Source organism: Endozoicomonas sp. ALE010 (assembly GCF_049310165.1).
Classification (GTDB): domain Bacteria; phylum Pseudomonadota; class Gammaproteobacteria; order Pseudomonadales; family Endozoicomonadaceae; genus Endozoicomonas.
The window spans coordinates 1-24,496 of the sequence record NZ_JBLYNV010000059.1 but is presented as its reverse complement, the minus strand read 5'-3'; the positions used below and the strand labels follow the sequence as shown (position 1 = coordinate 24,496).

At 50.2% G+C, this 24,496-nt stretch carries 11 protein-coding genes; 3 read left to right on the top strand and 8 right to left on the bottom strand.

The genetic code is table 11. The annotated features are described in order from the left end of the window. Positions 1 to 38: 38 nt before the first annotated feature. The 3 genes from ACO6UY_RS19580 to ACO6UY_RS19570 form a co-directional block, all read right to left on the bottom strand. Entirely contained in the window at positions 39 to 2,906 is a 2,868-nt protein-coding gene (locus tag ACO6UY_RS19580) for a DUF1601 domain-containing protein (protein WP_422490933.1), read from the bottom strand. A 156-nt stretch (positions 2,907 to 3,062) separates the two neighbouring features. After that, positions 3,063 to 5,768: a DUF1601 domain-containing protein gene (locus tag ACO6UY_RS19575; protein ID WP_422463442.1), complete on the bottom strand. Its 2,706-nt coding sequence runs from the start codon at positions 5,766 to 5,768 to the stop codon at positions 3,063 to 3,065. 123 nt (positions 5,769 to 5,891) lie between these two features. Beyond that, positions 5,892 to 8,801 (bottom strand): DUF1601 domain-containing protein, encoded by a 2,910-nt coding sequence (locus tag ACO6UY_RS19570; RefSeq protein ID WP_422450716.1) that lies wholly within the window; start codon positions 8,799 to 8,801, stop codon positions 5,892 to 5,894. On the opposite strand from ACO6UY_RS19570, the gene ACO6UY_RS19565 reads away from it, so the two are divergent. Continuing rightward, positions 8,796 to 9,014, top strand: coding sequence for a hypothetical protein (locus ACO6UY_RS19565; protein WP_422450717.1), 219 nt, complete (start codon positions 8,796 to 8,798; stop codon positions 9,012 to 9,014). The genes ACO6UY_RS19570 and ACO6UY_RS19565 overlap by 6 nt on opposite strands. Position 9,015: 1 nt before the next feature. Here ACO6UY_RS19565 and ACO6UY_RS19560 read toward each other — a convergent pair whose 3' ends face one another. Then, positions 9,016 to 12,438, bottom strand: a complete 3,423-nt coding sequence (locus tag ACO6UY_RS19560; RefSeq protein ID WP_422463439.1) for a DUF1601 domain-containing protein — start codon at positions 12,436 to 12,438, stop codon at positions 9,016 to 9,018. Between ACO6UY_RS19560 and ACO6UY_RS19555 the strand changes: the two genes are divergently transcribed. Then, positions 12,433 to 12,651, top strand: coding sequence for a hypothetical protein (locus ACO6UY_RS19555; RefSeq protein ID WP_422450719.1), 219 nt, complete (start codon positions 12,433 to 12,435; stop codon positions 12,649 to 12,651). The two genes, ACO6UY_RS19560 and ACO6UY_RS19555, sit on opposite strands and share 6 nt — an antisense overlap. A gap of 1 nt (position 12,652) precedes the next feature. Here ACO6UY_RS19555 and ACO6UY_RS19550 read toward each other — a convergent pair whose 3' ends face one another. Then, the gene (locus ACO6UY_RS19550) at positions 12,653 to 15,418 is read right to left on the bottom strand and encodes a DUF1601 domain-containing protein (protein ID WP_422490931.1); all 2,766 of its coding nucleotides are present in this window, start codon (positions 15,416 to 15,418) and stop codon (positions 12,653 to 12,655) included. Between ACO6UY_RS19550 and ACO6UY_RS19545 the strand changes: the two genes are divergently transcribed. Next, the gene (locus tag ACO6UY_RS19545; protein ID WP_422450721.1) at positions 15,413 to 15,631 is read left to right on the top strand and encodes a hypothetical protein; all 219 of its coding nucleotides are present in this window, start codon (positions 15,413 to 15,415) and stop codon (positions 15,629 to 15,631) included. The genes ACO6UY_RS19550 and ACO6UY_RS19545 overlap by 6 nt on opposite strands. 1 nt (position 15,632) lies before the next feature. Here the strand turns inward: ACO6UY_RS19545 and ACO6UY_RS19540 are convergent, their stop codons facing one another. From ACO6UY_RS19540 to ACO6UY_RS19530, 3 genes are all read right to left on the bottom strand, one after another. Continuing rightward, positions 15,633 to 19,058 (bottom strand): DUF1601 domain-containing protein, encoded by a 3,426-nt coding sequence (locus ACO6UY_RS19540; RefSeq protein ID WP_422490929.1) that lies wholly within the window; start codon positions 19,056 to 19,058, stop codon positions 15,633 to 15,635. A 140-nt stretch (positions 19,059 to 19,198) separates the two neighbouring features. Continuing rightward, the gene (locus ACO6UY_RS19535) at positions 19,199 to 22,465 is read right to left on the bottom strand and encodes a DUF1601 domain-containing protein (RefSeq protein ID WP_422450723.1); all 3,267 of its coding nucleotides are present in this window, start codon (positions 22,463 to 22,465) and stop codon (positions 19,199 to 19,201) included. A gap of 227 nt (positions 22,466 to 22,692) precedes the next feature. Continuing rightward, a partial coding sequence (locus tag ACO6UY_RS19530; RefSeq protein WP_422490928.1) for a DUF1601 domain-containing protein occupies positions 22,693 to 24,496 on the bottom strand: 1,804 nt, incomplete at its 5' end.

Here is a 24,496-nt window from a genome sequence, read left to right as displayed (position 1 = left end):
TGAACTGTCTATAAACGCAAATGATTGGAGAAGAACAACTACTCTGGAATATGAAAACGCAAGATATTTACCCTGGCCTTTATTTGATCAATAAAGGGTTGCCTTAAATCCTGGTTCCAAAGCTGGTTAGCCGGAATTTCAATGACCTCAAACCCTGCTTTTTGCAGCAGTTCGATTTTCAGCAGCGTCGAACCCTTCCTGGTTTTGAAATCACCATTCACGTAATGAGACGATCCCTGAATTTCAATCACCATGTTGTGATCTGGCAGTAGCAGGTCAACCGGAGGTAATGAGTTCAGACTCTTTTCTTCTTCAATCTTCAAAGAGGGCAAGCATGATGTGAGGTGATTGCGGACGACAGTTTGAGGTTTTGAAGTCATTGTCTGGTAATGGGGGGCGAACGGACACGCTCTGCCAAGCCAACTGGCGGCCATGGCAATGATGGTTTGATCCTCTTCATTATCCGGGGAGGTATTTTTCAGGCGAATAAACAGGTCATATATGTGTTTTTTAAGCCAGTCATTTTTATTGGCATTGGAGACCAGAGACAACCTGGCATAGCATACCATTACACCCCAGAGGGAGATAAATATGTCTTGCTGAGAGAGCTGAGGGTTTTCACTGATTTTGTGGACCAGCGATTTGAAGATAGAGGTAACCACGTTCAGTTCAACGAGCTCACCCAGTTTCGCCATGGCCCAAAGCAGAATAGCGATTTCCCGGGGTTTAAAGTTAGTTTTCTGCGCATTCACGTGGGGCAACAGCGCGGTGACGGCTTCTTTAATCTCTGGTATCTGCACGTTGTCCACCAGTTTCGCCGTGGCCCACAGCAGGTTGGCAATTTCCTGTGGTTTAAAGTTAGCTTTCTGTGCGTTCACTTGGGGCAACAGCGCGGTGGCGGCCTTTTTGAGCTCTGGTGTCGGCTCTTGCACGTCGTCCACTAATTTCACCATGGCCCACAGCAGGTTGGCGATCCCCTGGGCATCAAATTGGTCTTTCTGTGCGTTCACGAGGGGCAACAGGGCAACCACGGCCTCGTTGAGCGCTGGTGTCTGCTGTTGCCCGTTGTCCACCAGTTTCGCCACGGCCCACAGCAGGTTGGCAATATTCTGGGCATTAAATTGGTCTTTCAGTGCGCTCACTTGGGGCAACAGCGCGGCCACGGCTTCCATGAGACCTGTTGCCTGCTCCTGCCCGTTGTCCACCAGTTTTGCCATAGCCCAGAGCAGGATAGCGATTTCCTGTGGTTTAAAGTTAGCTTTCTGCGCATTCACCTGGGGCAATAGCACGGCCACGGTCGCGTTGAATTCTGGTGTCCCTTCTTGACCGTTGTCCGACAGTTTCGCCATTGCCCACAGCAGGTTGGCGATATGCTGGGCATTAAATTGGTTTTTCTGTGCATTCACTTTCGGCAACAGTGCGGCAACGGCCTCTTTGAGCCCTGGTGTTCGCTCCTGCCCGTTGTCCACCAGCTTCGCCATGGCCCACAGCAGATTGACGATCCCCTGGGCATTAAATTGTTCTTTCTGTGCGTTCACGAGGGGCAACAGGGCGACCACGGTCTCTTCGAGTTCTGGAGTCCACTCCTGCCCGTTGTTCACCAGTTTAGCCATGGCCCACAGCAGGTTGGCGATTTCCTGTGGTTTAAAGCAAGCTTTTTGTGTGTTTACGTAGGGCAACAGCGCAGCTACAGCCTCTTTGAGTTCTGGTGTCTGCTCCTGACCGTTGTCCACCAGTTTCGCCATGGCCCACAGCAGGTTGGCGATAGCCTGAGGAATAAATTGGTCTTTCTGTGCGTTCACGTGGGGCAACAGGGCGGCCACGGCCTCGTTAAGCCCTGGCGTCCGCTTCTGGCCGTTGTCCATCAGTTTCGCCATGGCCCACAGCAGGTTGGCAATACCCTGCGGTTTAAAGGTAGCTTTTTGTACGTTCACGTGGGGCAGCAGCACGGCTACGGCCTCGTTGAGCTCTGGTGTCCGCTTTTGTCCGTTGTCCGACAGTTTCGCCATGGCCCACAGCAGGTTGGCAATATTCTGGGCATTAAATTGGTCTTTCTGTGCGTTCACATGGGGCAACAGTGTGGCCACAGCTTCTTTGAGCTCTGGTGTCCACTCCCCGTTGTCCACCAGTTTTGCCATGGCCCACAGCAGGTTGGCGATACCCAGAGGAATAAATTGGTCTTGCTGTGCATTCACGTGGGGCAACAGTACGGCCACGGCCTCTTTGAACTCTGGTGTCTGCTTCTGCCCGTTGTCCACCAGTTTCGCCATGGCCCACAGCAGGTTGGAGATTCTCAGGGCATCAATATCCCTGGCTTGAGGTTTTTGGTTGCACTTGAATATTATTGCATCAAGTAGCGTGGACAATAAGGCAGCTTGAGTGAGCTTAACACGCTGATCCACGGGTTTATGAGGGGTAAAAACACCCGCTGAAGTCAATGAATGAAGTGTTGTCGTCAGGCTTCGCCAGTTCCAGCTCCGCGTTGCTGTAAAATTTTGCAGCAAACGTATCAGCTGGCTTTGTTCCGCTCGATTTAACGGTCTTTTAGCAGCTGACGTGTATTTTTTAATTGAACTGGCATATTGTCCGTGATTTCTCCCATCATAGCGATGACCGAAATGATCCGATCTACTCACCAGATCAGCCATTATTTCCTGTTTGATGAGGGCATTAAAATCCTGAGCAGGGTTTACTGAACGGCCCTGTAGATGTTGAGAAGAGTTTGCTCCAGAAGAATGGTAAAATTGATTGCGACCCGGTGCAGTGCGGGGGGGATTATCCCATTGTCTGACTGTGGCATGTCTATATCGTCCACGCCCTGAAGAAGGGGCATGGCCTTTCGGTTGGTTGTAATCATGACCTGATCTTGTGTATTTACCACTGATACCAGCAGATCTTCTATCCATAATTATATTTCATTAATTCATGAGAATATAAAAAGCAGACTGCTGTTCTGTTCAGAAGTTCATTTTTCTGAAATGTCTATAAAACCAGGTGTTTGGGGATACACATCGACCCCTGGTGTCACCCATCCGTTATTTGCAAATCATCCGGGGCGAGATTCATGAACAAAATGTGTTCAACGCTGGCACGCCATCCCTTGAATGTGACAACGGTTTTTGAGTCATGATGGAAGGGGGGAGATTACTGGTTTTTTTTCTCTTCTTTTTTTTGCTTTTTGGTTTGCGTGGTTGCTGTTCTGCAGGTTCTTCGGCAGTGAAGTAGCCTTGTTCTTCCCACCCTTCATCGGCAGTAAAGTATTCCTCATCTGTCTCCCCGCTGGTAAATGATTCAGAGTCATGCCCCTGTGGCGGGATGTTTATCCTGGTCTTTATTTGATCAATACACAGTTTTATTAAGTCCCGGTTCCAAATCTGTTTAAACGGGACTTCAATGACCTCATATCCTGCTTTTTGCAACAGTGCGATTTTAAGCAGGGTTGATCCATTCCTGGTGCTGAAATCACCATTTACGTAATGAAACGGTCCCTGGACTTCAATCACAATGTTGTGATCTGGCAGTAGCAGGTCGACTGGAGGTAATGAGTTCAGACTCTTTTCTTCTTCAATCTGCAAAGAGGGAATGCATGATTGGAGTTGATTGCGGAAGTCAGATTGACGTTTTGACATGATTATCGGGTAACAGGGAGTGACCGGATAGGCTCTGCCAAGCCAACTGGCGGCCATTACAATGATGGATTGATCCTCTTCATTGTCTGGGCAGGTATTTTCCAGCCGGGTAAACAGGTCCTCCATGTGCTTTTCAAGCACGTTATTTTTATTGGCATTGGAGGCCAGAGACAACCTGGCACAGCATACCATTACTCCCCAGAGAGACATCAATATCGTTTGTTGACAGAGCTGAGGATTGTCACTGATTCGGTAGACAAGCGATTCGAACGTAGAGGTAACCTCGTTCAGCTCAACAAGCTCACCCAGTTTCGCTATGCACCACAGCAGGTTGGCGATATGTTGAGGAATAAATTGGTCTTTCTGTGCGTTTACGCGGGGCAAAAGTGCAGCCACAGCCTCGTTGAGTTCCGGAACCCGCTCCCGGCCGCTGTCCATCAGTTTCGCCATGGCCCACAGGAGCTTGGTTATCCCCTGGGCATTAAATTGGTCTTTATGTGCGTTCATGTGGGGCAAAAGTGCGGCCAGGGCCTTTTTGAGCCCTGGTGTCTGCTCCTGGCCGTTGTCCACCAGTTTTGCCATGGCCCACAGGAGGTTGGCGATTTCCTGTGGTTTAAAGTTAGCTTGATATGCGTTCACGTGAGTCAACAGCGTGGCCCCAGCTGCTTTGAGATCTGGTGTCCACTCCCCGTTGTCCACCAGTTTCGCCACGGCCCACAGAAGGTTGGCGATATGCTGAGGAATAAATTGGTCTTTCTGTGCGTTCACGCGGGGCAACAGCGCGGCGACGGCCTCATTGAGCTCGGTTGTCCGCTCCAGCCCGTTGTCCACCAGTTTCGCCATGGCCCACAGCAGGTTGGCGATCTGCTGAGGAGTAAATTGGTCTATATGTGTGCTCATGTGGGTCAACAGCGTGGCCACAGCATCGTTGAACTCTGGTGTCCGCTCCAGCCCGTTGTCCACCAGTTTCGCCATGGCCCACAGCAGGTTGGCGATACCCTGGGCCTTAAATTGGTCTTTCTGTGCATTCACATAGGGCAACAGCCCGGTTATGGCCTCGTTGAGATCTGGTGTCTGCTTAAAGCCGTTGTCCACCAGTTTTGCCATGGCCCACAGCAGGTTGGCTATTTCCTGTGGGTTAAAGTTAGCTGTCTGGACACTCACGTGGGGTAACAGGGCAACCACAGCTTCTTTGAGCCCACGTGTCTGCTCCTGCCCGTTCTCCACCAGTTTCGCCATGGCCCAGAACAGGTTGGTGATGCCCTGGGCACTAAATTGGTCTTTCTGTGCTTTCACGAGGGGCAACAGCACGGCCACAGACTCGTTAAACTCAGGTGTTCGCTCCAGCCCGTTGTCCACCAGTTTCGCCATGGCCCACAGCAGGTTGGTGATACCCTGGGCCTTAAATTGGTCTTTTTTTGCGTGGACGCAGGGCAACAGCACGGCCACGGCCTCGATCAGTTCTGGTGCACACTGCTGGCCGCTGTCCACCAGTTTCGCCATGGCCCACAGCAGATTGGCGATTCCCCGGGCATCAATATCCCTGGCTTCAGGTTTTTGGTTGCAGTTAAATATTATTGCATCAAGTAGCGTTGACAATAAGGCAGCTTGTGTTCGCTTAACACGCTCATCCATGGGTTTATGAGGGGTAAAAACACCTGCTGAAGTCAATGAATGAAGTGTTGTCGTCAGACTTCGCCAATTCCAGCTCCGTGTTGCGGTAAAATTTTGCAGTAAACGTATCAGCTGGACTTGTTCAGCTCGATTTAGAGGTCTTTTAGAAGCTGACGTATATTTTTTAATTGAACTGGCATATTGTCCGTGATGTCTCCCATCATAGTGATAACCCAGGTGATCCGATTTTCTCACCAGACTTTCCATTAACTCCTGATTGATAAGGGCATTAAAATCCTGGGCAGGGTTTACTGAACGGCGCTGTAGATCTTGAGAAGAGCTTGCGCCCGAAGAATGGTGGAATTTGTTGACCTCCGGAGTATTGCGGAGGGAATTATCCCACTTTCTGACTGTGCCATGTCTGTATCGCCCACTCATTGAAGAAGCGACACGGTCATCCTGTTGGTTGTAATCATTACCTGATTTTGCGTATTTACCACTGATATCAGCAGAGCTTCTATCCATAATGATATTTCATTAATTCATGAAAATATAAAGGGCAGACTGTTATTCTGTTCAGAAGTTCATTTTACTGAAATGTCGATAAAACTGACACTCATTCCCTTGAATGTGAAAACGGTTCTTCAGTCATGATGGAAGGGGGGAGATTACTGGCTTTTTTTTTCTCTTCCTTGTTCTACTTTTTGGTTTGCCTGGTTGCTCTTCTCTATGTTCTTCGGCGGTTAAGTAACCGTGATCTTGCCATCCTGCATCGGCAGCAAAGTATGCCACATCTCTCCCTGGGCGTGTAAATGATTCAGAGCCATGCCCCTGTGGCGGGGTGTTCACCCTGGTCTTTATTTGATGAATACATCGTTTGATTAAATCCCGGTTCCAAAGCTGGTTAACCGGGATTTCAATAACCTCAAATCCTGCTTTTTGCAGCAGTGCAATTTTAAGCAGAGTCGAACCATTCCGGGTTTTGAAATCACTACTCACGTAATGAAACGGTCCCTGAATTTCAATCACAATGTTGAGATCTGGCAGTAACAGGTCAACCGGAGGTAATGAGTTCAGACTCTTTTCTTCTTCAATCTTCAAAGAGGGAAAGCATGATTGGAGTTGATCGCGAAAGTCAGATTGAAGTTTTGACCTGATAGTCTGGTAATGAGGGACGACCGGACACGGTCTGCCAAGCCAACTTGCGGCCATGGCAATGATGCGTTGATCTTCTTCATTGTCCGGGCATGCATTCTCCAGGCGAGTAAAGAGATCATCCATGTGCGTTTCAAGTACGTTATTTTTATTGGCATTGGAGACCAGAGACAACCTGGCGCAGCATACCATTACTCCCCAGAGCGTCATCAAGATATCTTGCCTGGAGAGTAGAGGGTTTTCATGGGTTCTGTACACAAGAGATTCGAACATAGATGTAACCGCATTCAACTCAACGATCTCACCCAGTTTCGCTATGGCCCACAGCAGGCAGGCAATATCCACTGATTTAAAGTTGGCATTCTGTACGTTTTCGTTGGATAACAGCGAGTTGACAGCTTCTTTGAGCCCTGGTGTTTGCTCTTGCCCGTTGTCCACCAGTTTTGCAATGGCCCAAAACAGGTTGGCAATTTCCTGGGCATTAAATTTGTTTTTCTGTGTGTTCACGTTGGGCAACAGCGCGGCCACGGCATCTTTCAGTTCTGCTGTCCGCACCAGCCCCTTGTTGACCAGTTTCACCATGGCCCACAGCAGATTGGCGATTTCCTGTGGCTTAAAGTTAGCTTTCTGTTCGTTCATGAGGGGCAACATGCCAACCACGGCCTTGTGGAGCCCTGGTAACGGCTCTGGCCCGTTGTCCACCAGTTTCGCCATGGCCCAGAACAGGTTGGCAATAGCCTGGGCATGAAATTGGTCTTTATATGCATTCACGTAAGGTAACAGTGCGGTGACAGCTTGTTTGAGAGCTGGTGTCGGATCCAGCCCGTTGTCCACCAGTTTCGCCGTGCCCCACAGCAGGTTGACGATACCTTTTGGCTTAAAGTTGGCTTTCTGTGCGTTTACGCAATGCAACAGCGCGGCTACGGCCGCTTTGAACTCCGGTGTCTGCTCCTGCCCGTTGTCCACAAGTTTCGCCATGGCCCACAGCATGTTGGCAATATCCCGTGGTTTGTAAGCTTTCTGTGGGTTCACACTGGGCAACAGCACGACTACCGCCTTGTTCAGCTCTGGTGTCCGTTTCTGCCCACTGTCTACCAGTTTCGCCAAGGCCCACAGCAGGTTGGCGATTTCCTGTGGTTTAAAGTTAGCTTTCTGGACGTTCACGTGGGGCAACAGCGCGGCCACGGCTTCGTTGAGTTCTGGTGTTTGCTGCTGGCCATGCTCCATCAGTTTCGCCATGGCCCACAGCAGGTTGGCGATTTCCTGTGGTTTAAAGTTAGCTTTCTGTGCGTTCACGAAAGGTAACAGCGCGGCTAAGGCCTTGTTGAACTCTGGTGTTTGCTCCTGGCCGTTGTCCATCAGTTTCGCCATGGCCCACAGCAGGTTGGCGATTTCCTGGGAGTTAAAGTTAGCTTTCTGTGCGTTCGTATGGGGCAATAGAGCGGCCACGGCCTCGTTGAGTTCTGGTGTCTGCTCCTGTCCATTGTCCACCAGTTTTGCCATGGCCCACAGCAAGTTGGCGATACCCTGGGTCTTAAATCGGTCTTTCAGTGCATTCACGCGGGGCAACAAGGCGGCCATGGCCCCATTGAGTGCTGGTGTCTGCTCCTGCCCGTAGTTCACCAGTTTCGCCATGGCCCACAGCAGGTTGGCGATATGCTGAGGAATAAACTGGTCTTTATTGGTGTTCACATGGGGCAATAGCGCGGCCATGGCCTCTTTGAACTCTGGTGTCTGCTCCTGCCCGGTTTCCACCAGTTTCGCCATGGCCCACAGCAGATTGGCGATGCCCTGGGCATCAATATCCCTGGCTTCAGGTTTTTGGTTGCACTTGAATATTAATGCATCAAGTAGCGTTGACAATAAGGCCGCTTGAGTAAGCTGAACCAGCTGATCCATGGGTTTATGAAGGGTAAAAACACCCGCTGAGGTAAATGAATGAAGTGTTGTTGTCAGACTTAGCCAATTCCAGCTCCGCGTTGCTGTAAAATTTTGCATCACACGTATCAGCTGGCTTTGTTCCGCTCGATTTAACGGTCTTTTAGCAGCTGACGTGTATTTTTTAATGGAACTGGCATATTGGCCGTGATGCCTCCCATCATAGCGATGACCGAGCCGATCAGATTTACTCACCAGGCCATCCATTATTTCCTGTTTGATGAGGGGATTAAAATCTTGAGCAGGGTTTACCGAACGGCACTGTATATGTTGTGAGGAGCGTACGGCAGAAGATCGGTAAAATTTATCACGCCCCGGGTTAGTGCGGGGGGGATTATCCCATTGTTTGACTGTGGCATGTCTGTATCGCCCACGCCTTGAATCAGCGGCATGGTCGTCCGGTTGGTGGTAATTATTACCGGATCCTGCGTATTGACCACCGATACCAGCAGAGCTTCTATGCATAGTTATTTTTCATTAATTCATGAAAATATAAAAAACAGACTGCTGTTCTGTTCAGAAGTTCATTTTGCTGAAATGTCGATAACACCACACGGTTGGGGATACTCATCTACCCCTGATGCCACCAATCCATTATTTTCAAATCATCCGGGGCGAGATGCATGGGCAACAGGTGTTCAACGCTGGCACTCCCTTGAATGTGCATACGGTTCTTGAATCATGATGGAAGGGAGGAGATTACTGGCTTTTTTCTTGTCCTTTTTCTCCTTTTTGATGTACCTGTTTGCTTTTCTGAATGTTCTTTGACGGTTAAGTAACCGTGATCTTGTCGTCTTTTATCGGTAGTAACGTATGCCTCATCTCTGTTAAGTGATACAGAATGACCCTGTGGCGGGATGCCTGCCCTGGCCTTTATTTGATCAATATATAATTTCATTGAATCCTGATTCCAAAGCATGTTGGCCGGGATTTCAATGACTTCAAATCCTGATTTTTTCAGCAGTGCGATTTTCAGCAGAGTCGAACCATTCCTGGTTTTGAAATCAGCACTTGTGTAATGAGATGGTCCCTGAATTTCAATAACAATGTTGTGATCTGGCAGTAGCAGGTCAACCGGAGGCAAGGAGTTCAGACTCTTTTCTTCTTCAATCTTTAAAGAGGGAATGCATGATTTGAGTTGATCAAGGAAATTGGATTGAGGTATTGAAATGGTTGTCTGGTAATGGGGGATGATCGGACACGTTCTGCCAAGCCAACTTGCGGCCAGGGCAATGATGGATTGATCATCTTCATTGTCGGGAGGTATATTTCCCAGGCGAGTAAACAGGTCATCCATGTGTTTTTCAAGCACATTATTTTTATTGGCAGTGGCGAGCAGAGACAACCTGGCACAGTATACCATGACTCCCCAGAGAGACATCAATATGGCTTTTTGAGAGAGCAGGGGGGGTTCACGAATTCGGTAGACAAGCGATTCGAACGTGGAGGTAAACACGTTCAGTTCAACGAGTTCACCCAGTTTTGCCATGGCCCATAGCAGGTTGGCGATACCCTGAGGATTAAATTGGTCCTTCAGTGCGTTCACGTGAGGCAACAGCGCAGCCACGGGCTGGTTGAACTCTGGTGTCTGGTCCTGTTTGCTGTCCACCAGTTTTGCCATGGCCCAGAGCAGGTTGGTGATACCCTGAGCATTAAATTGGCCTTTCTGCGCGGTCACATGAGGCAACAGCACGGCCACAGCCTCGTTAAACTCTGGTGTTCGCTCCAGCCCGTTGTCCACCAGTTTCGCCATGGCCCACAGCAGGTTGGTGATATGCTGGGGAATAAATTGGTCTTTCTGTGCGTTTACCAGGGGCAACAGCACGGCCACAGCCTCGTTAAACTCAGGTGTTCGCTCCAGCCCGTTGTCCACCAGTTTCGCCATGGCCCACAGCAGATTGGCGATATGCTGAGGAATAAATTGTTTTTTCTGTGGGTTCACGAGAATCAACAGTGCAGCCACGGCCTCGTTGAGCTGTGGTGTCCGGTCCTGTCCGTTGTCCACCAGTTTTGCCAAGGCCCACAGCAGATTGGCGATATCCCGCGCATTAAATTGGCTTTTCTGTGCGTTCACATGAGGCAACAGCGCGGCCACGGTCTTTTCGAGTCCTGTTGCTCTCTCCTGTTTGTTGTCCACCAGTTTCGCCATGGCCCCCAGCAGGTTGGTGATTTCTTTTGGTTTAAATTCAGATTCCTGTGCAATCACGAGGGGCAATAGCGCGGCCAGAGCCCCGTTGAACTCTGGTGTCCTGTCCTGCCCATTGTCCACCAGTTTTGCCATGGCCCACAGCAGGTTGGCGATACCCTGTGGTTTAAAATCAGCTTTCTGTGCCTTCACGTTGGACGAGAGCGCGGCCACGGCCTCTTTGAATTCTGCTGTCTGCTCCAGCCCGTTGTCCACCAGTTTTGCCATGGCCCACATCAGGTTGGTGATATGCTGAGCAATAAACTGGTCTTTCTGTGCGTTTATCCGGGGCAACAGCGCGGCCACAGCCTCGTTGAACTCTGGTGTCCGTTGCCTGTTGTCCATCAGTTTTGCTATGGCCCACAGCAGGGTGGCGATTTGCTGATGAATAAATTGTTCTTTCTGTTCGTTCACGCGGGGCAGCAACGCGGTCAGGACTCCGTCGAGCCTTGTTGTCTGCTCCAGCCCGTTGTCCACCAGTTTTGCCATGGTCCACAGCAGGTTGGCGATATCCTGTGGTTTAAAGTTAGCTTTCTGTGCGTTCACGTGGGGCAATAACACGGCTACGGTCTTACTGAGATCTGTTGTCTGCTCCAGCCCGTTGTCCATCAGTTTCGTCATGGCCCATAGCAGGTTGGCGATTTCCTGCGGGTTAAGTTTGGCTTTCTGAACGTTCACCTGGGGCAACAATGTAACCAGAGCCTCTTTGAACTCTGGTGTTTGTTCCTGCCCGTTGTCCAACAGTTTTGCCATGGCCCAGAGCAGGTTGGTGATATCCTGGGCATTAAATTGGCCTTTCTGCGCGTTCACATGGGGCAACAGCACGGCCACGGTTTCTTTGAGCTGTGGTGTTCGCTCCTGCCTGTTGTCCATCAGTTTCGCCATGGTCCACAGCAGGTTGGCAATTTCCCTTGGTTTAAAGTCAGTTTTCTGTGCGTTTACCTGGGGCAACAACGCGGCCACGGCCTTGTTGAGCTCTGGTGTTCGCTCCTGCCCGTATTCAACCAGTTTTGTTATGGCCCACAGCAGGTTGGTGACTCCCTGTGGTTTAAAGTTAGCTTTCTGTATGTTCACATGTGGCAACAGCAAGGCCACGGCCTCGTTGAGCCCCGGTGTCCGCTCCTGCCAGTTGACCACCAGTTTCGCCATGGCCCACAGCAGGTTGGCGATACCCTGGGCTTTAAATTGATTTCTCTGTGCGTTCACGTGGGGCAACAGGGCGGCCACGGCCTCTTTGAGCTCTGGTGTCTGCTCCAGCCCGTTTTCCACCAGTTTCGCCATGGCCCACAGCAGGTTGGCGATTCCCTGGGCATCAATATCCCATGATGCAGCTTTTCGGTTGCACTTGAATATTATTGCATCAAGCAGTGTTGACAATAAGGCAACCTGAGTATGCCTGACACGCTCATCCACGGGTTTATGAGGGGTAAAAACACCCGCTGAAGTAAATGAGTGAAGTGTTGTTGTCAGGCTTCGCCAACTCCAACGCCGTGTGGCTGTATAATTTTGTAAAAAAACCATCAGCTGGCTTTGTTCCGCTCGGGTTAAGGGACTTTGAGAAGCTAACGTGTATCTCTTGATTGAATTGGCATATTGACTGTGATTTTTCCCATCATAACGATAACCGAAATGATCAGATTTACTCATCAGTTCATCCATTACTTCCTGTTTGACGAGGGCATTGAAATCTTGAGCAGGGTTTACTGAACGGCACGGCAGGTTTTGGGCAAAATATGGGGCAGAAGAGTGGTAAAATTCATTACGCTCCGGAGTAGTGCGGGGGATATTATCCCGCTTTCTGACGGTGGCATGTTTAAATTGTCCACGCTTTGAATAAGCGGCATGGTCATCCGGTTGGTTGTAATCATTACCTGATCCTGCGTATTGACCACTGATACCAGCAGAGCTTCTATGCATAGTTATATTTCATTAATTCATGAAAATATAAAAGACAGACTGCTGTTCTGTTCAGAAGTTCATTTTGCTGAAATATCGATAAAACCGCACGGTTGGGGATACTCATCTACTCCTGATGCCACCAATTCGTTATTTCCAAATCATCCGGGGCGAGCTGCATGGGCAACAGGTGTTCAACGCTGGCACTCCCTTGAATGTGAAAACGGTTCTTGAGTCATGATGGAAGGGAGGAGATTACTGGTTTTTTTCTCGTCCTTTTTCTCCTTTTTGGTTTACCTGTTTGCTCTTCTGAAGGTTCTTTGGCGGTTAAGTAACCGTGATCTTGCTGTCTTTTATCGGTAGTAACGTAGGCCTCATCTCTGTTAAGTGGTACAGAATGACCCTGTGGCGGGATGCCTGCCCTGGTCTTTATCTGGTCAATATAGAATTTCATTGAATCCTGATTCCGAAGCATGTTGGCCGGGATTTCAATGACTTCAAATCCTGATTTTTTCAGCAGTGCGATTTTCAGCAGCGTCGAACCCTTCCTGGTTTTGAAATCAGCACTTGTGTAATGAGATGGTCCCTGAATTTCAATCACCATGTTGTGATCGGGCAGTAGCAGGTCAACCGGAGGCAATGAGTTCAGACACTTTTCTTCTTCAATCTTTAAAGAGGGAATGCATGATTGGAGTTGATCACGGAAATTGGATTGAGGTTTTGAAATGCTTGTATGGTAATGGGGGATGATCGGACACGTTCTGCCAAGCCAACTTGCGGCCATGGCAATGATGGATTGATCATCTTCACTGTCGGGGGATGTATTTCCCAGGCGCGTAAACAGGTCATCCATGTGTTTTTCAAGCGCATTATTTTTATTGGCAGTGGCGAGCAGAGATAACCTGGCACAGCATACCATGACTCCCCAGAGAGACATCAATATGGCTTGCTGAGAGAGCCGGGGAGTTTCACGGATTCGGAAGACAAGCGATTCGCACGTGGCGGTACACTCGTTTAGCTCAATGAGTTCACCCAGTTTTGCCATGGCCCACAGCAGGTTGGCGATACCCTGAGGATTAAATTGGTCCTTCAGTGCGTTCACGTGGGGCAACAGCGCAGCCACAGCCTCATTGAACTCTGGTGTCTGGTCCTTTTTGCTGTCTACCAGTTTCGCCATGGCCCACAGCAGGTTGGCGATTTCCTGAGGGGTAAAATGAGCTTTTTGTGCGTTTACATGGGGCAACAGGGCGGCCACTACATCATTGAACTCTGGCGTCCGTTCTTGCCCGTTGTCCAGCAGTTTTGCCATGGCCCACAGCAGGTTGACGATTTCCTGTGGGTTAAAGTTAGCTTTCTGTGCGTTCATGTGTGGCAACAGCGCGGCCACGGCCTCGTTGAGTTCTTGTGTCTGCTCCTGCCCGTTGTCCACCAGTTTCGCGATGGCCCACAGCAGATTGGCAATATGTTGAGGAATAAATTGTTCTTTCTTTGCGTTCACGCGGGGCAGCAATGCGGTCACGACTCCGTTGAGCCTTGCTGTCAGCTCCAGCCCGTTGTCCACCAGTTTCGCCATGGCCCAAAGCAGGTTGGCGATACCCTGTGGTTTAAAGTTAGTTTTCTGTGCGTTCACGTGGGGCAATAGCGCTGCTACTGCCTCCCTGAGATCTGTTGTCTGCTCCAGCCCGTTGTCCACCAGTTTTGCCATGGCCCACAGCAGGTTGGCGATTTCCTGCGGGTTAAGTTTGGCTTTCTGTGCGTTCACCTGGGGCAACAATGTAACCAGAGCCTCTTTGAGCGCTGGTGTTCGCTCCAGCCCGTGTTCAACCAGTTTTGTTATGGCCCACAGCAGGTTGGCTATTCCCTGTGGTTTAAAGTTCGCTTTCTGCATGTTCACATGTGGCAACAGCGCAGCCACGGCCTCATTGAGCCCTGGAGTCCGCTCCCGCCCGTTGACCGCCAGTTTCGCCATGGCCCACAGCAGGTTGGCGATCCCCTGAGCATTAAATTGATCTTTTTGTGCGTTCACATGGGGCAGCAGCGCGGCCATAGCCTCGTTGAGCTCTGGTGTTCGCTCCTGTCCGCTGTCTACCAGTTTCGCCATGGCCCACAGAAGGTTGACGATTCCCTGAGCTTTAAACTGGTCCTTCTGTGCGTTCACGTGGGGCAACAGCGCGGCCACGGTCTCTTTGAACTCTGGTGTCTGCTCCAGCCCGTGTTCAACCAGTTTCGCCATGGCCCACAGCAGGTTGGCAATGCCCTGAGGAATAAATTGGTCCACCTGTGCTTTCACGTGGGGCAACAGCGCGGCCACGGCCTCTTTGAGCCCTGGTGTCTGCTCCTGCCCGTTGTCTACCAGCTTCGCCATGGCCCACAGCTGGTTGGCGATTCCCCAGGCATCAATGTCCCGGGCTTGAGGTTTTTGGTTGCACTTGAATATTATTGCATCAAGTAGCGTTGACAATAAGGCAACCTGAGTGTGCCTGACACGCTCATCCACGGGTTTATGAGGGGTAAAAACACCCGCTGAAGTAAATGAGTAAAGTGTTGTTGTCAGGCTTCGCCAACTCCAACGCCGTGTGGCTGTATAATTTTGCAAAAAAATCATCAGCTGGCTTTGTTCCGCTCGGGTTAAGGGGCTTTGAGAAGCTAACGTGTATCTCTTAATTGAATTGGCATATTGACTGTGATTTTTCCCATCATAACGATAACCGAAACGATCAGATTTACTCATCAGATCATCCATTATTTCCTGTTTGATGAGGGCATTGAAATCTTGAACAGGGTTTACTGAACGGCACGGCAGGTTTTGGGACAAGTATGGGGCAGAAGAGTGGTAAAATTCATTACGTCCCGGAGTAGTGCAGGGGATATTATCCCTCTTTCTGACGGTGGCATGTTTATATTGTCCACGCTTTGAATAAGCAGCATGGTCATCCGGTAGGTTGTAATCATTACCTGATCCTGCGTATTGACCACCGATACCAGCAGAGCTTTTATGCATAGTTATATTTCATTAATTAATGAAAATATAAAAAGCAGACTGCTGCTCTGTTCAGAAGTTCATTTTGCTGAAATGTCGATAAAACCACACGGTTGGGGATACTCATCTACTCCTGATGCCACCAATTCGTTATTTTCAAATCATCCGGGGCGAGCTGCATGGGCAACAGGTGTGCAACGCTGGCACTGCCTTGAATGTGAAAACGGTTCTTGAGTCATGATGGAAGGGAGGAGGTTACTGGTTTTTTTCTCGTCCTTTTTCTCCTTTTTGGTTTACCTGTTTGCTCTTCTGAAGGTTCTTTGGCGGTTAAGTAATCGTGATCTTGCGGTCTTTGATCGGTAGTAACGTATGCTTCATCTCTGTTAAGTGATACAGAACAATCCTGTGGCAGGATGCCTGTCCTGATTTTTATTTGATCAATATATGATTTCATTAAATCCTGATTCCAAAGTATGTTTGCCGGGATTTCAATGACTTCAAATCCTGATTTTTTCAGCAGTGCGATTTTCAGCAGAGTCGAACCCTTCCTGGTTTTGAAATCAGCACTTGCGTAATGAGATGGTCCCTGAATTTCAATAACCATGTTGTGATCTGGCAATAGCAGGTCTACCGGAGGCAATGAGTTCAGACATTTTTCTTCTTCAATCTTTAAAGAGGGAATGCATGATTGGAGTTGATCACGGAAATTGGATTGAGGTTTTGAAATAGTTGTCTGGTAATGGGGGATGATCGGACACGGTCTGCCAAGCCAATTTGCGGCCATGGCAATGATGGAGTGATCATCTTCATTGTCGGGGGATGTATTTCCCAGGCGAGTAAACAGGTCATCCATGTGTTTTTCAAGCAAATGGTTTTTGTTGGCAGTTGCGACCAGAGACAACCTGGCACAGCATACCATGACGCCCCAGAGAGACATCAATATGACTTGCTGAGAGAGCCGGGGGGGGTCACGGATTTGGTAGACAAGCGATTCGCACGTGGCGGTAAACTCGTTCAGCTCAATGAGTTCACCCAGTTTCGCCATGGCCCACAGCAGGTTGGCGATACCCTGAAGATTAAATTGATCCTTCTGCGCGTTCACGTAAGGCAACAGCGCAGCTACGGTCTCGTTGAACTCTGGTGTCTGGCCCTGCTTGCTATCCACCAGTTTTGCCATGGACCAGAGCAGGTTGGTGATTCCCTGAGCATTAAATTGGTCTTTCTGCGCGTTCACGCTGGGCAACAGCAAGGCCACGGCCTCTTTGAGCTGTGGTGCCTGTTCCTGCCCTTTGTCCACCAGTTTCGCCATGGCCCACACCAGGTTGGCGATTTCCTGTGGCTTAAAGTTAGCTTTCTGGGCGTTCATGTGTGGCAACAGCGCGGCCACGGCCTCGTTGAGTTCGGGTGTCTGCTCCTGCCCGTTGTCCACCAGTTTTGCGATGGCCCAGAGCAGGTTGGCGATCAGTTGAGGAGTATATTGTTTTTTCTGTGGGTTAACGTGAATCAGCATTGCAGCCACGGCCTCTTTGAGCTCTGGTGTCCGGTCCTGTCCGTTGTCCACCAGTTTTGCCATGGCCCACAGCAGGTTGGCGATACCCTGGGCATTAAATTGGCTTTTCTGTGCGTTCACATAAGGCAACAGCGCGGCCACGGTCTTCTCGAGTCCTGCTATTCGTCCCTGTTTGTTGTCCACCAGTTTCGCCATGGCCCACAACAGGTTGGTGATTTCATTTGGTTTAAATTCAGCTTTTTGTGCCATCACTTGAGGCAACAACACGGCCAGAGCCCCGTTGAGCTCTGGTGTCCTGTCCTGCCCGTTGTCCACCAGTTTCGCGATGGCCCACAGCAGGTTGGCGATACCCTGTGGTTTGAAATCAGCTTTCTGTGCTTTCACGTTGGGCAATAGAGCCGCCACGGCCTCTTCGAGTTCTGCTGTCTGCTCCAGCCCGTTGTCCACCAGTTTCGCCATGGCCCACATCATGTTGGTGATATGCTGAGCAAAAAACTGGTCTTTCTGTGCTTTTATCCGGGGCAACAGCGCGGCCACAGCCTCGTTGAGCTCTGGTGTCCGCTCATGCCTGTTGTCCACCAGTTTCGCGATGGCCCACAGCAGGTTGGCGATTTGCTGAGCAATCAATTGTTCTTTCTTTGCGTTCACGCTGGGCAGCAACGCGGTAACGACGCCGTTGAGCCTTGCTGTCAGCTCCAGCCCATTGTCCATCAGTTTTGCCACGGCCCACAGCAGGTTGGCGATACCCTGTAGTTTAAAGTTAGTTTTCTGTGCGTTCACTTGGGGCAATAGCGCTGCTACGGCCTCGCTGAGATCTGTTGTCTGCTCCAGCCCGTTGTCCATCAGTTTCGCCATGGCCCACAGCAGGTTGGCGATTTCCTGTGTGTTAAAGTTAGCTTTCTGTACGTTCACCCGGGGCAGTAATGCAACCAGGGCCTCTTTAAGCACTGGTGTTTGCTCTTGTCCGTTGTCCACCAGTTTTGCCATGGCCCAGAGCAGGTTGGCGATATCCTGGGCATTACATTGGCCTTTTTGTGTGTTCACACAGGGCAAGAGCGCAGCCACGGCCTCTTTGAGCCCTGGTGTCCACTTCTGCCCGTTGTCCACCAGTTTTGCCATGGTCCACAGCAGGCTGGCAATGTCCCTTGGTTTAAAGTCAGTTTTAAGTGCGTTTATCCGGGGCAACAACGCGGCCACGGCCTGGTCGAGCTCTGGTGTTCGCTCCTGCCCGTGTTCAACCAGTTTGGTTATGGCCCACAGCAGGTTGGCGATTTCCTGTGGTTTAAGGTGAGCTTTCTGTGCGTTCACTTGGGGCAACAGCGAAGCCACGGCCTCGTTGAGCCCTGGTGTCCGCTCCTGCCCGTTGACCGCCAGTTTCGCCATGGCCCACAGCAGGTTGGAGATCCCCTGAGCATTAAATTGATCTTTTTGTGCGTTCACATGGGGCAACAGCGCGGCCATAGCCTCGTTGAACACTGGTGTTCGCTCCTGCCCGCTGTCTACCAGTTTGGCCATGGCCCACAGCTGATTGGCGATTCCCCGGGCATCAATGTCCCGGGCTTGAGGTTTTTGGTTGCACTTGAATACTATTGCATCAAGCAGCGTTGACAATAACGCACCCTGCGTGTGCCTGACACGAACATCCACGGGTTTATGAGGGGTAAAAACACCCGCTGAAGTAAATGAATGAAGTGTTGTTGTCAGGCTTCGCCAACTCCAGCGCCGTGTGGCGGTATAATCTTGCAAAAAAATCATCAGCTGGCTTTGTTCCGCTCGGGTCAAGGGGCTATGGGAAGCTAACGTGTATCTTTTAATTGAATTGGCATATTGACTGTGATTTTTCCCATCATAACGATAACCGAAATGATCCGATTTACTCATCAGATCATCCATTACTTCCTGTTTGACGAGGGCATTGAAATCTTGAGCAGGGTTTACTGAACGGCACGGCAGGTTTTGGGCAAAATATGGGGCAGAAGAGTGGTAAAATTCATTACGTCCCGGAGTCGTGCGGGGGATGTTATCCCTCTTTCTGACGGTGGCATGTCTAAATTGTCCACGCCTTGAATAAGCGGCACGGTCATCCGGTTGGTGGTAATTATTACCGGATCCTGCGTATTGACCACCGATACCAGCAGAGCTTCTATGCATAGTTATATTTCATTAATTCATGAAAATATAAAAAGCAGACTGCTGTTCTGTTCAGAAGTTCATTTTGCTGAAATATCGATAAAACCACACGGTTGGGGATACTCATCTACTCCTGATGCCACCCATTCGTTATTGCCAAATCATGATACAGAATGACCCTGTGGCCCGATGCCTGCCCTGGCCTTTATCCGGTCAATATATAATTTCATTGAATCCTGATTCCGAAGCATGTTGGCCGGGATTTCAATGACTTCAAATCCTGATTTTTTCAGCAGAGCGATTTTCAGCAGAGTCGAACCATTCCTGGTTTTGAAATCAGCACTTGCGTAATGAGATGGTCCCTGAATTTCAATCACCATGTTGTGATCTGGCAGTAGCAGGTCAACCGGAGGCAACAAGTTCAGACACTTTTCTTCTTCAATCTTTAAAGAGGGAATGCATGATTGGAGTTGATCACGGAAATTGGATTGCGGTATTGAAATGGTTGTCTGGTAATGGGGGATGACCGGACACGTCCTGCCAAGCCAACTTGCGGCCATGGCCATGATGGATTGATCCTCTTCATTGTCGGGGGATGTATTTCCCAGGCGAGTAAACAGGTCATCCATGAGTTTTTCAAGCACATCATTTTTATTGGCAGTGGCGAGAGACAACCTGGCGCAGCATACCATGACGCCCCAGAGAGACATCAATAGGGTTTGCTGAGAGAGCCGGGGAGTTTCACGGATTTGGTAGACAAGCGATTCGCACGTGGTGGTAAACTCTTTCAGCTCAATGAGTTCACCCAGTTTGGCCACGGCCCACAGCAGGTTGGCGATACCCTGAGGATTAAATTGGTCCTTCAGTGCGTTCACGTGGGGCAACAGCGCAGCCACGACCTCGTTGAACTCTGGTGTCTGGTCCTGTCTGGTGTCCACCAGTTTCGCCATGGCCCAGAGCAGGTTGGTAATACCCTGAGCATTAAATTGGTCTTTCTGCGCCTTCACATGAGGCAACAGGACGGCCACAGCCTGGTTAAACTCCGGTGTTCGCTCCAGCCCGTTGTCCACCAGTTTCGCGATGGCCCACAGCAGGTTGGTGATATGCTGGGGAGTTAATTGGTCTTTCTGTGCGTTTACCATGGGCAACAGCACGGCCACAGCCTCGTAGAGCCGTGATGTTTGCTCCAGCCCGTTGTCCACCAGTTTCGCCATGGCCCACAGCAGGCTGGCGATATGCTTGGGAATAAATTGTTTTTCCTGTGGGTTCACGTGAATCAACAGTGCCGCCACGGCCTGGGTGAGCTCTGGTGTCCGGTCCTGTCCGTTGTCCACCAGTTTTGCCATGGACCACAGCAGGTTGGCAATATCCTGTGCATTAAATTGGCTTTTCTGAGCGTTCACATAAGGTAACAGCGCGGCCACGGTCCTTTCGAGTGCTGTTGTTCGCTCCTGTTTGTTGTCCACCAGTTTCGCCATGGCCCACAGCAGGTTGGCGATTTCCTTTGGTTTAAATTGAGCTTTTTGTGCCATCACGTGAGGCAACAGCGCGGCCAGAGCGCCGTTGAGCTCTGGCGTCCTTTCCTGCCCGTGGTCCACCAGTTTTGCCGTGGCCCACAGCAGGTTGGCGAGACCCTGTGGTTCAAAATCAGCTTTCTGTGCCTTCACGTTGGGCAATAGCGCGGCCACGCCCTCTTTGAGTTCTGCTGTCTGCTCCAGCCCGTTGTCCACCAGTTTTGCCATGGCCCACATCAGGTTGGTGATATACTGGGCCATAAACTGGTCTTTTTGTCCGTTCACATGGGGCAACAGCGTGGCCACAGCCTCGTTGAGTTCTGGTGTCCACTCCTGCCTGTTTTCCACCAGTTTCGCGATGGCCCATAGCAGGCTGGCGATTTGCTGAGGAATAAATGGTTCTTTCTGTGCGTTCACGCGAAGCAGCAACGCGGCCACGGCCTCTTTGAGTTCTGCTGTCTGATCCAGCCTGTTGTCCACCAGTTTTGCCATGGCCCACAGCAGGTTGGCGATACCCTGAGAATTAAATTGGTCCTTCTGTGCGTTCACGTGGGGCAATAGCACGGCGATGGTCTCGCTGAGATCGGTGGTCTGCTTTAGCCCGGTGTCCACCAGTTTTGCCATGGCCCACAGCAGGTTGACGATACCCTGTGGTTTAAAGTTGGTTTTTAGTGCGTTCAGCAATAGCACGGTTACGGCCTCGCTGAGATCTGTTGTCTGCTCCAGCCCGTGGTCCAGCAGTTTCGCCATGGCCCAGACAAGGTTGGTGATATCCTGCGCATTAAATAGGCCTCTCTGTGCGTTCACACAGGGCAACAGTGCGGCCACAGCTGCTTTAAGCTCTGGTGTCTGCTCCAGCCCGTTGTCCAACAGTTTCGCCATGGCCCACAGCAGGTTGGCAATTTCCCGTGGTTTAAAGTCAGTTTTCTGTGCGTTTACCTGGGGCAACAACGCAGCCAGGGCTTTGTTGAGTTCTGGTGTTCGCTCCTGTCCGTGTTCAACCAGTTTGGTTATGGCCCACAGCAGGCTGGCGATTCCCCATGGTTTAAAGTTCGCTTTCTGTAGGTTCACATGTGGCAACAGCGCAGCCACGGCTTCATTGATCCCCGGAGTCCGCTTCTGCCCGTTGACCACCAGTTTCGCCATGGCCCACAGCAGGTTGGTGATCCCCTGAGCATTAAATTGATCTTTTTGTGCGTTCACATGGGGCAACAACGCGGCCATAGCCTTGATGAGGCCTGGTGTTCGCTCCTGCCCACTGTCGACCAGTTTGGCCATGGCCCACAGCAGGTTGGTGATTCCCTGGGCATCAATATCCCACGCTGCAGCTTTTCGGTTGCACTTGAATACTATTGCATCAAACAGCGTTGACAATAAGGTGCCCTGAGTGTGCCTGACACGAACATCCACGGGTTTATGAGGGGTAAAAACACCCGCTGAAGTAAATGAATGAAGTGTTGTTGTCAGGCTTCGCCAACTCCAACGCCGTGTGGCGGTATAATCTTGCAAAAAAATCATCAGCTGGCTTTGTTCCGCTCGGGTTAAGGGGCTTTGCGAAGCTAATGTGTATCTCTTGATTGAATTGGCATATTGACTGTGATTTTTCCCATCATAACGATAACCGAAATGATCCGATTTACTCACCAGTTCATCCATTACTTCCTGTTTGATGAGGGCATGGAAATCTTGAGCAGGGTTTATTGAACGGCACGGCAGGTTTTGGGCAAAGTATGGGGCAGAAGCGTGGTAAAATTCATTACGCTCCGGAGTAGTGCGGGGGATATTATCTCTCTTTCTGACGTTGGCATGTCTATACTGTCCACGCTCTGAATAAGCGACATGGTTTTCCGGTTGATTGTAATTATTATCTGATCTTACGTATCTACCACTGATGCCAGCAGAGGTTCTATGCATAATTATATTTCATTAATTCATGAGAATATAAAAAGCAGACTGCTGCTCTGTTCAGAAGTTCATTTTGCTGCCACCGCAGTAGGGCAGTCTATTCTCGGACAGGCTCCTGGTGTCTCCGTTATTTTCAAATCATCCGGGGCAGGACGCATGGGTAACAGATATTCAACGCTGGCATTCTTTCCCGGGAATGTGCAAATGGTTCTTGAGTCATGATCGAAGGGCAGAAATTACTGGCTGTTTTTTCTCTTCCTCTTTGCTGGTTTGCCGATTTGCTCTTCTGAAGGTTCTTTGCCAGTCAAGTAACCATGATCTGAGGGTTGCCTGCCTTTATCAGCAGTAATGTATTCCTGATCTGCCCACCTTCTTTTAAGTGATACAGAGCCATGCTCCTGTGGCAGGATGCCTGCCCTGGTCTTTATTTGATCAATATATGGTTTCATTAAATCTTGATTCAAAAGCCTGTTAACCGGAATTTCAATGACCTCAAATCCTGCTTTTTGCAACAGTGCGATTTTCAGCAGAGTCGAACCATTTCTGGTGTTGAAATCACCACCCACATAATGAGAGGGGCCCTGAACTTCAATCACCATGTTGTGATCTGGCAGCAGCAGGTCAACCGGGGGTAATGAGTTCAGACTCTTTTCTTCTTCAATCTGCAAAGAGGGAACGCATGATTGGAGCTGATCGCGAAAGTCGGATTGACGTTTTGATACGGTAGTCTGGTAATGGGGGACGACTGGGGACGCTCTCCCAAGCCAACTTGCGGCCAGGGCAATGATGGATTGATCATCATCATTGTCGGGGAATGTATTTCCCAGGCGAGTAAACAGGTCATCCATGTGTTTTTCAAGCACATTATTTTTATTGGCAGTGGAGACCATAGACAACCTGGCACAGCACACCATTACTCCCCAGAGAGACAACAATATTGTTTGCTGAGAGAGCTGGGGGGTTTCACTGATTTTGTAGACAAGCGATTCGAACGTGGATGTAGCTACGTTCAGCTCAACGAGCTCACCCAGTTTCGCCATGGCCCACAGCAGGCTAGCGATTTCCTGTGGGTTAAAGTTAGCTGTCTGTGCGTTCACCCGGGGCAACAGCACGGTCACGGCCTTGTTGAGCTCAGGTGTCTGCTCATGCCCATTGTCAACCAGTTTCGCCATAGCCCACAGTAGGTTAGCGATTTCCTGTGGAATAAATTGATCTTTCTGTGCACTCACGTGGGGTAATAGCGTGGCCACGGCTTCGTTGAGTTCTGGTGTCCACTCCTGCCCGTTGTCCACCAGTTTCGCCATGGCCCACAGCAAGTTGGCGATATCCTGCGCATTAAATTGGCTTTTCTGCGCGTTCACATGAGGCAATAGCGCGGCCACGGCCTCATTGAACTCTGGCGTCTGTTTCTGCCCGTTGTCCACCAGTTTTGCCATGACCCACAGCAAGTTAGCGATTTCCTGTAGTTTAAATTGAGCTTTCTGTGTGTTTACGTATGGTAACAGCGCGGCCACGGCCTTTTTTAGCTCTGATATCCTATCCAGCCCGTTGTCCAGCAGTTTCGCCATGGCCCATAGCAGGTTGGCGATACTTTGGGCATTAAATTGGCCTTTCTGTGCGTTCACGAGGGGCAACAGCTCGGCTATGGCTCCCTTGAAAACTGATGTCCGCTCTTGCCCGTTGTCCACCAGCTTCGCCATGGCCCACAGCAGGTTGGCGATATGCTGAGGTATAAATTGGTCTTTCTGTGCACTCGCAAGGGGTAACAGCACGGCCACGGCCCCTTTGAGCTCTGGTGTCTGCTGCTGCCCATTGTCCACCAGCTTCGCCATGGCCCACAGCAGGTTGGCGATATGCTGAGGAATAAATTGGTCTTTCTGTACGTACACGAAAGGCAACAGCGATGCCACGGCCTCGTTGAACGCTGGTGTCTGCTCCTGCCCGTTGCTCACCAGCTTCGCCATGGCCCACAGCAGGTTGGCGATATGCTGAGGAATAAATTGGTCTTTCTGTACGTACACGAAAGGCAACAGCGATGCC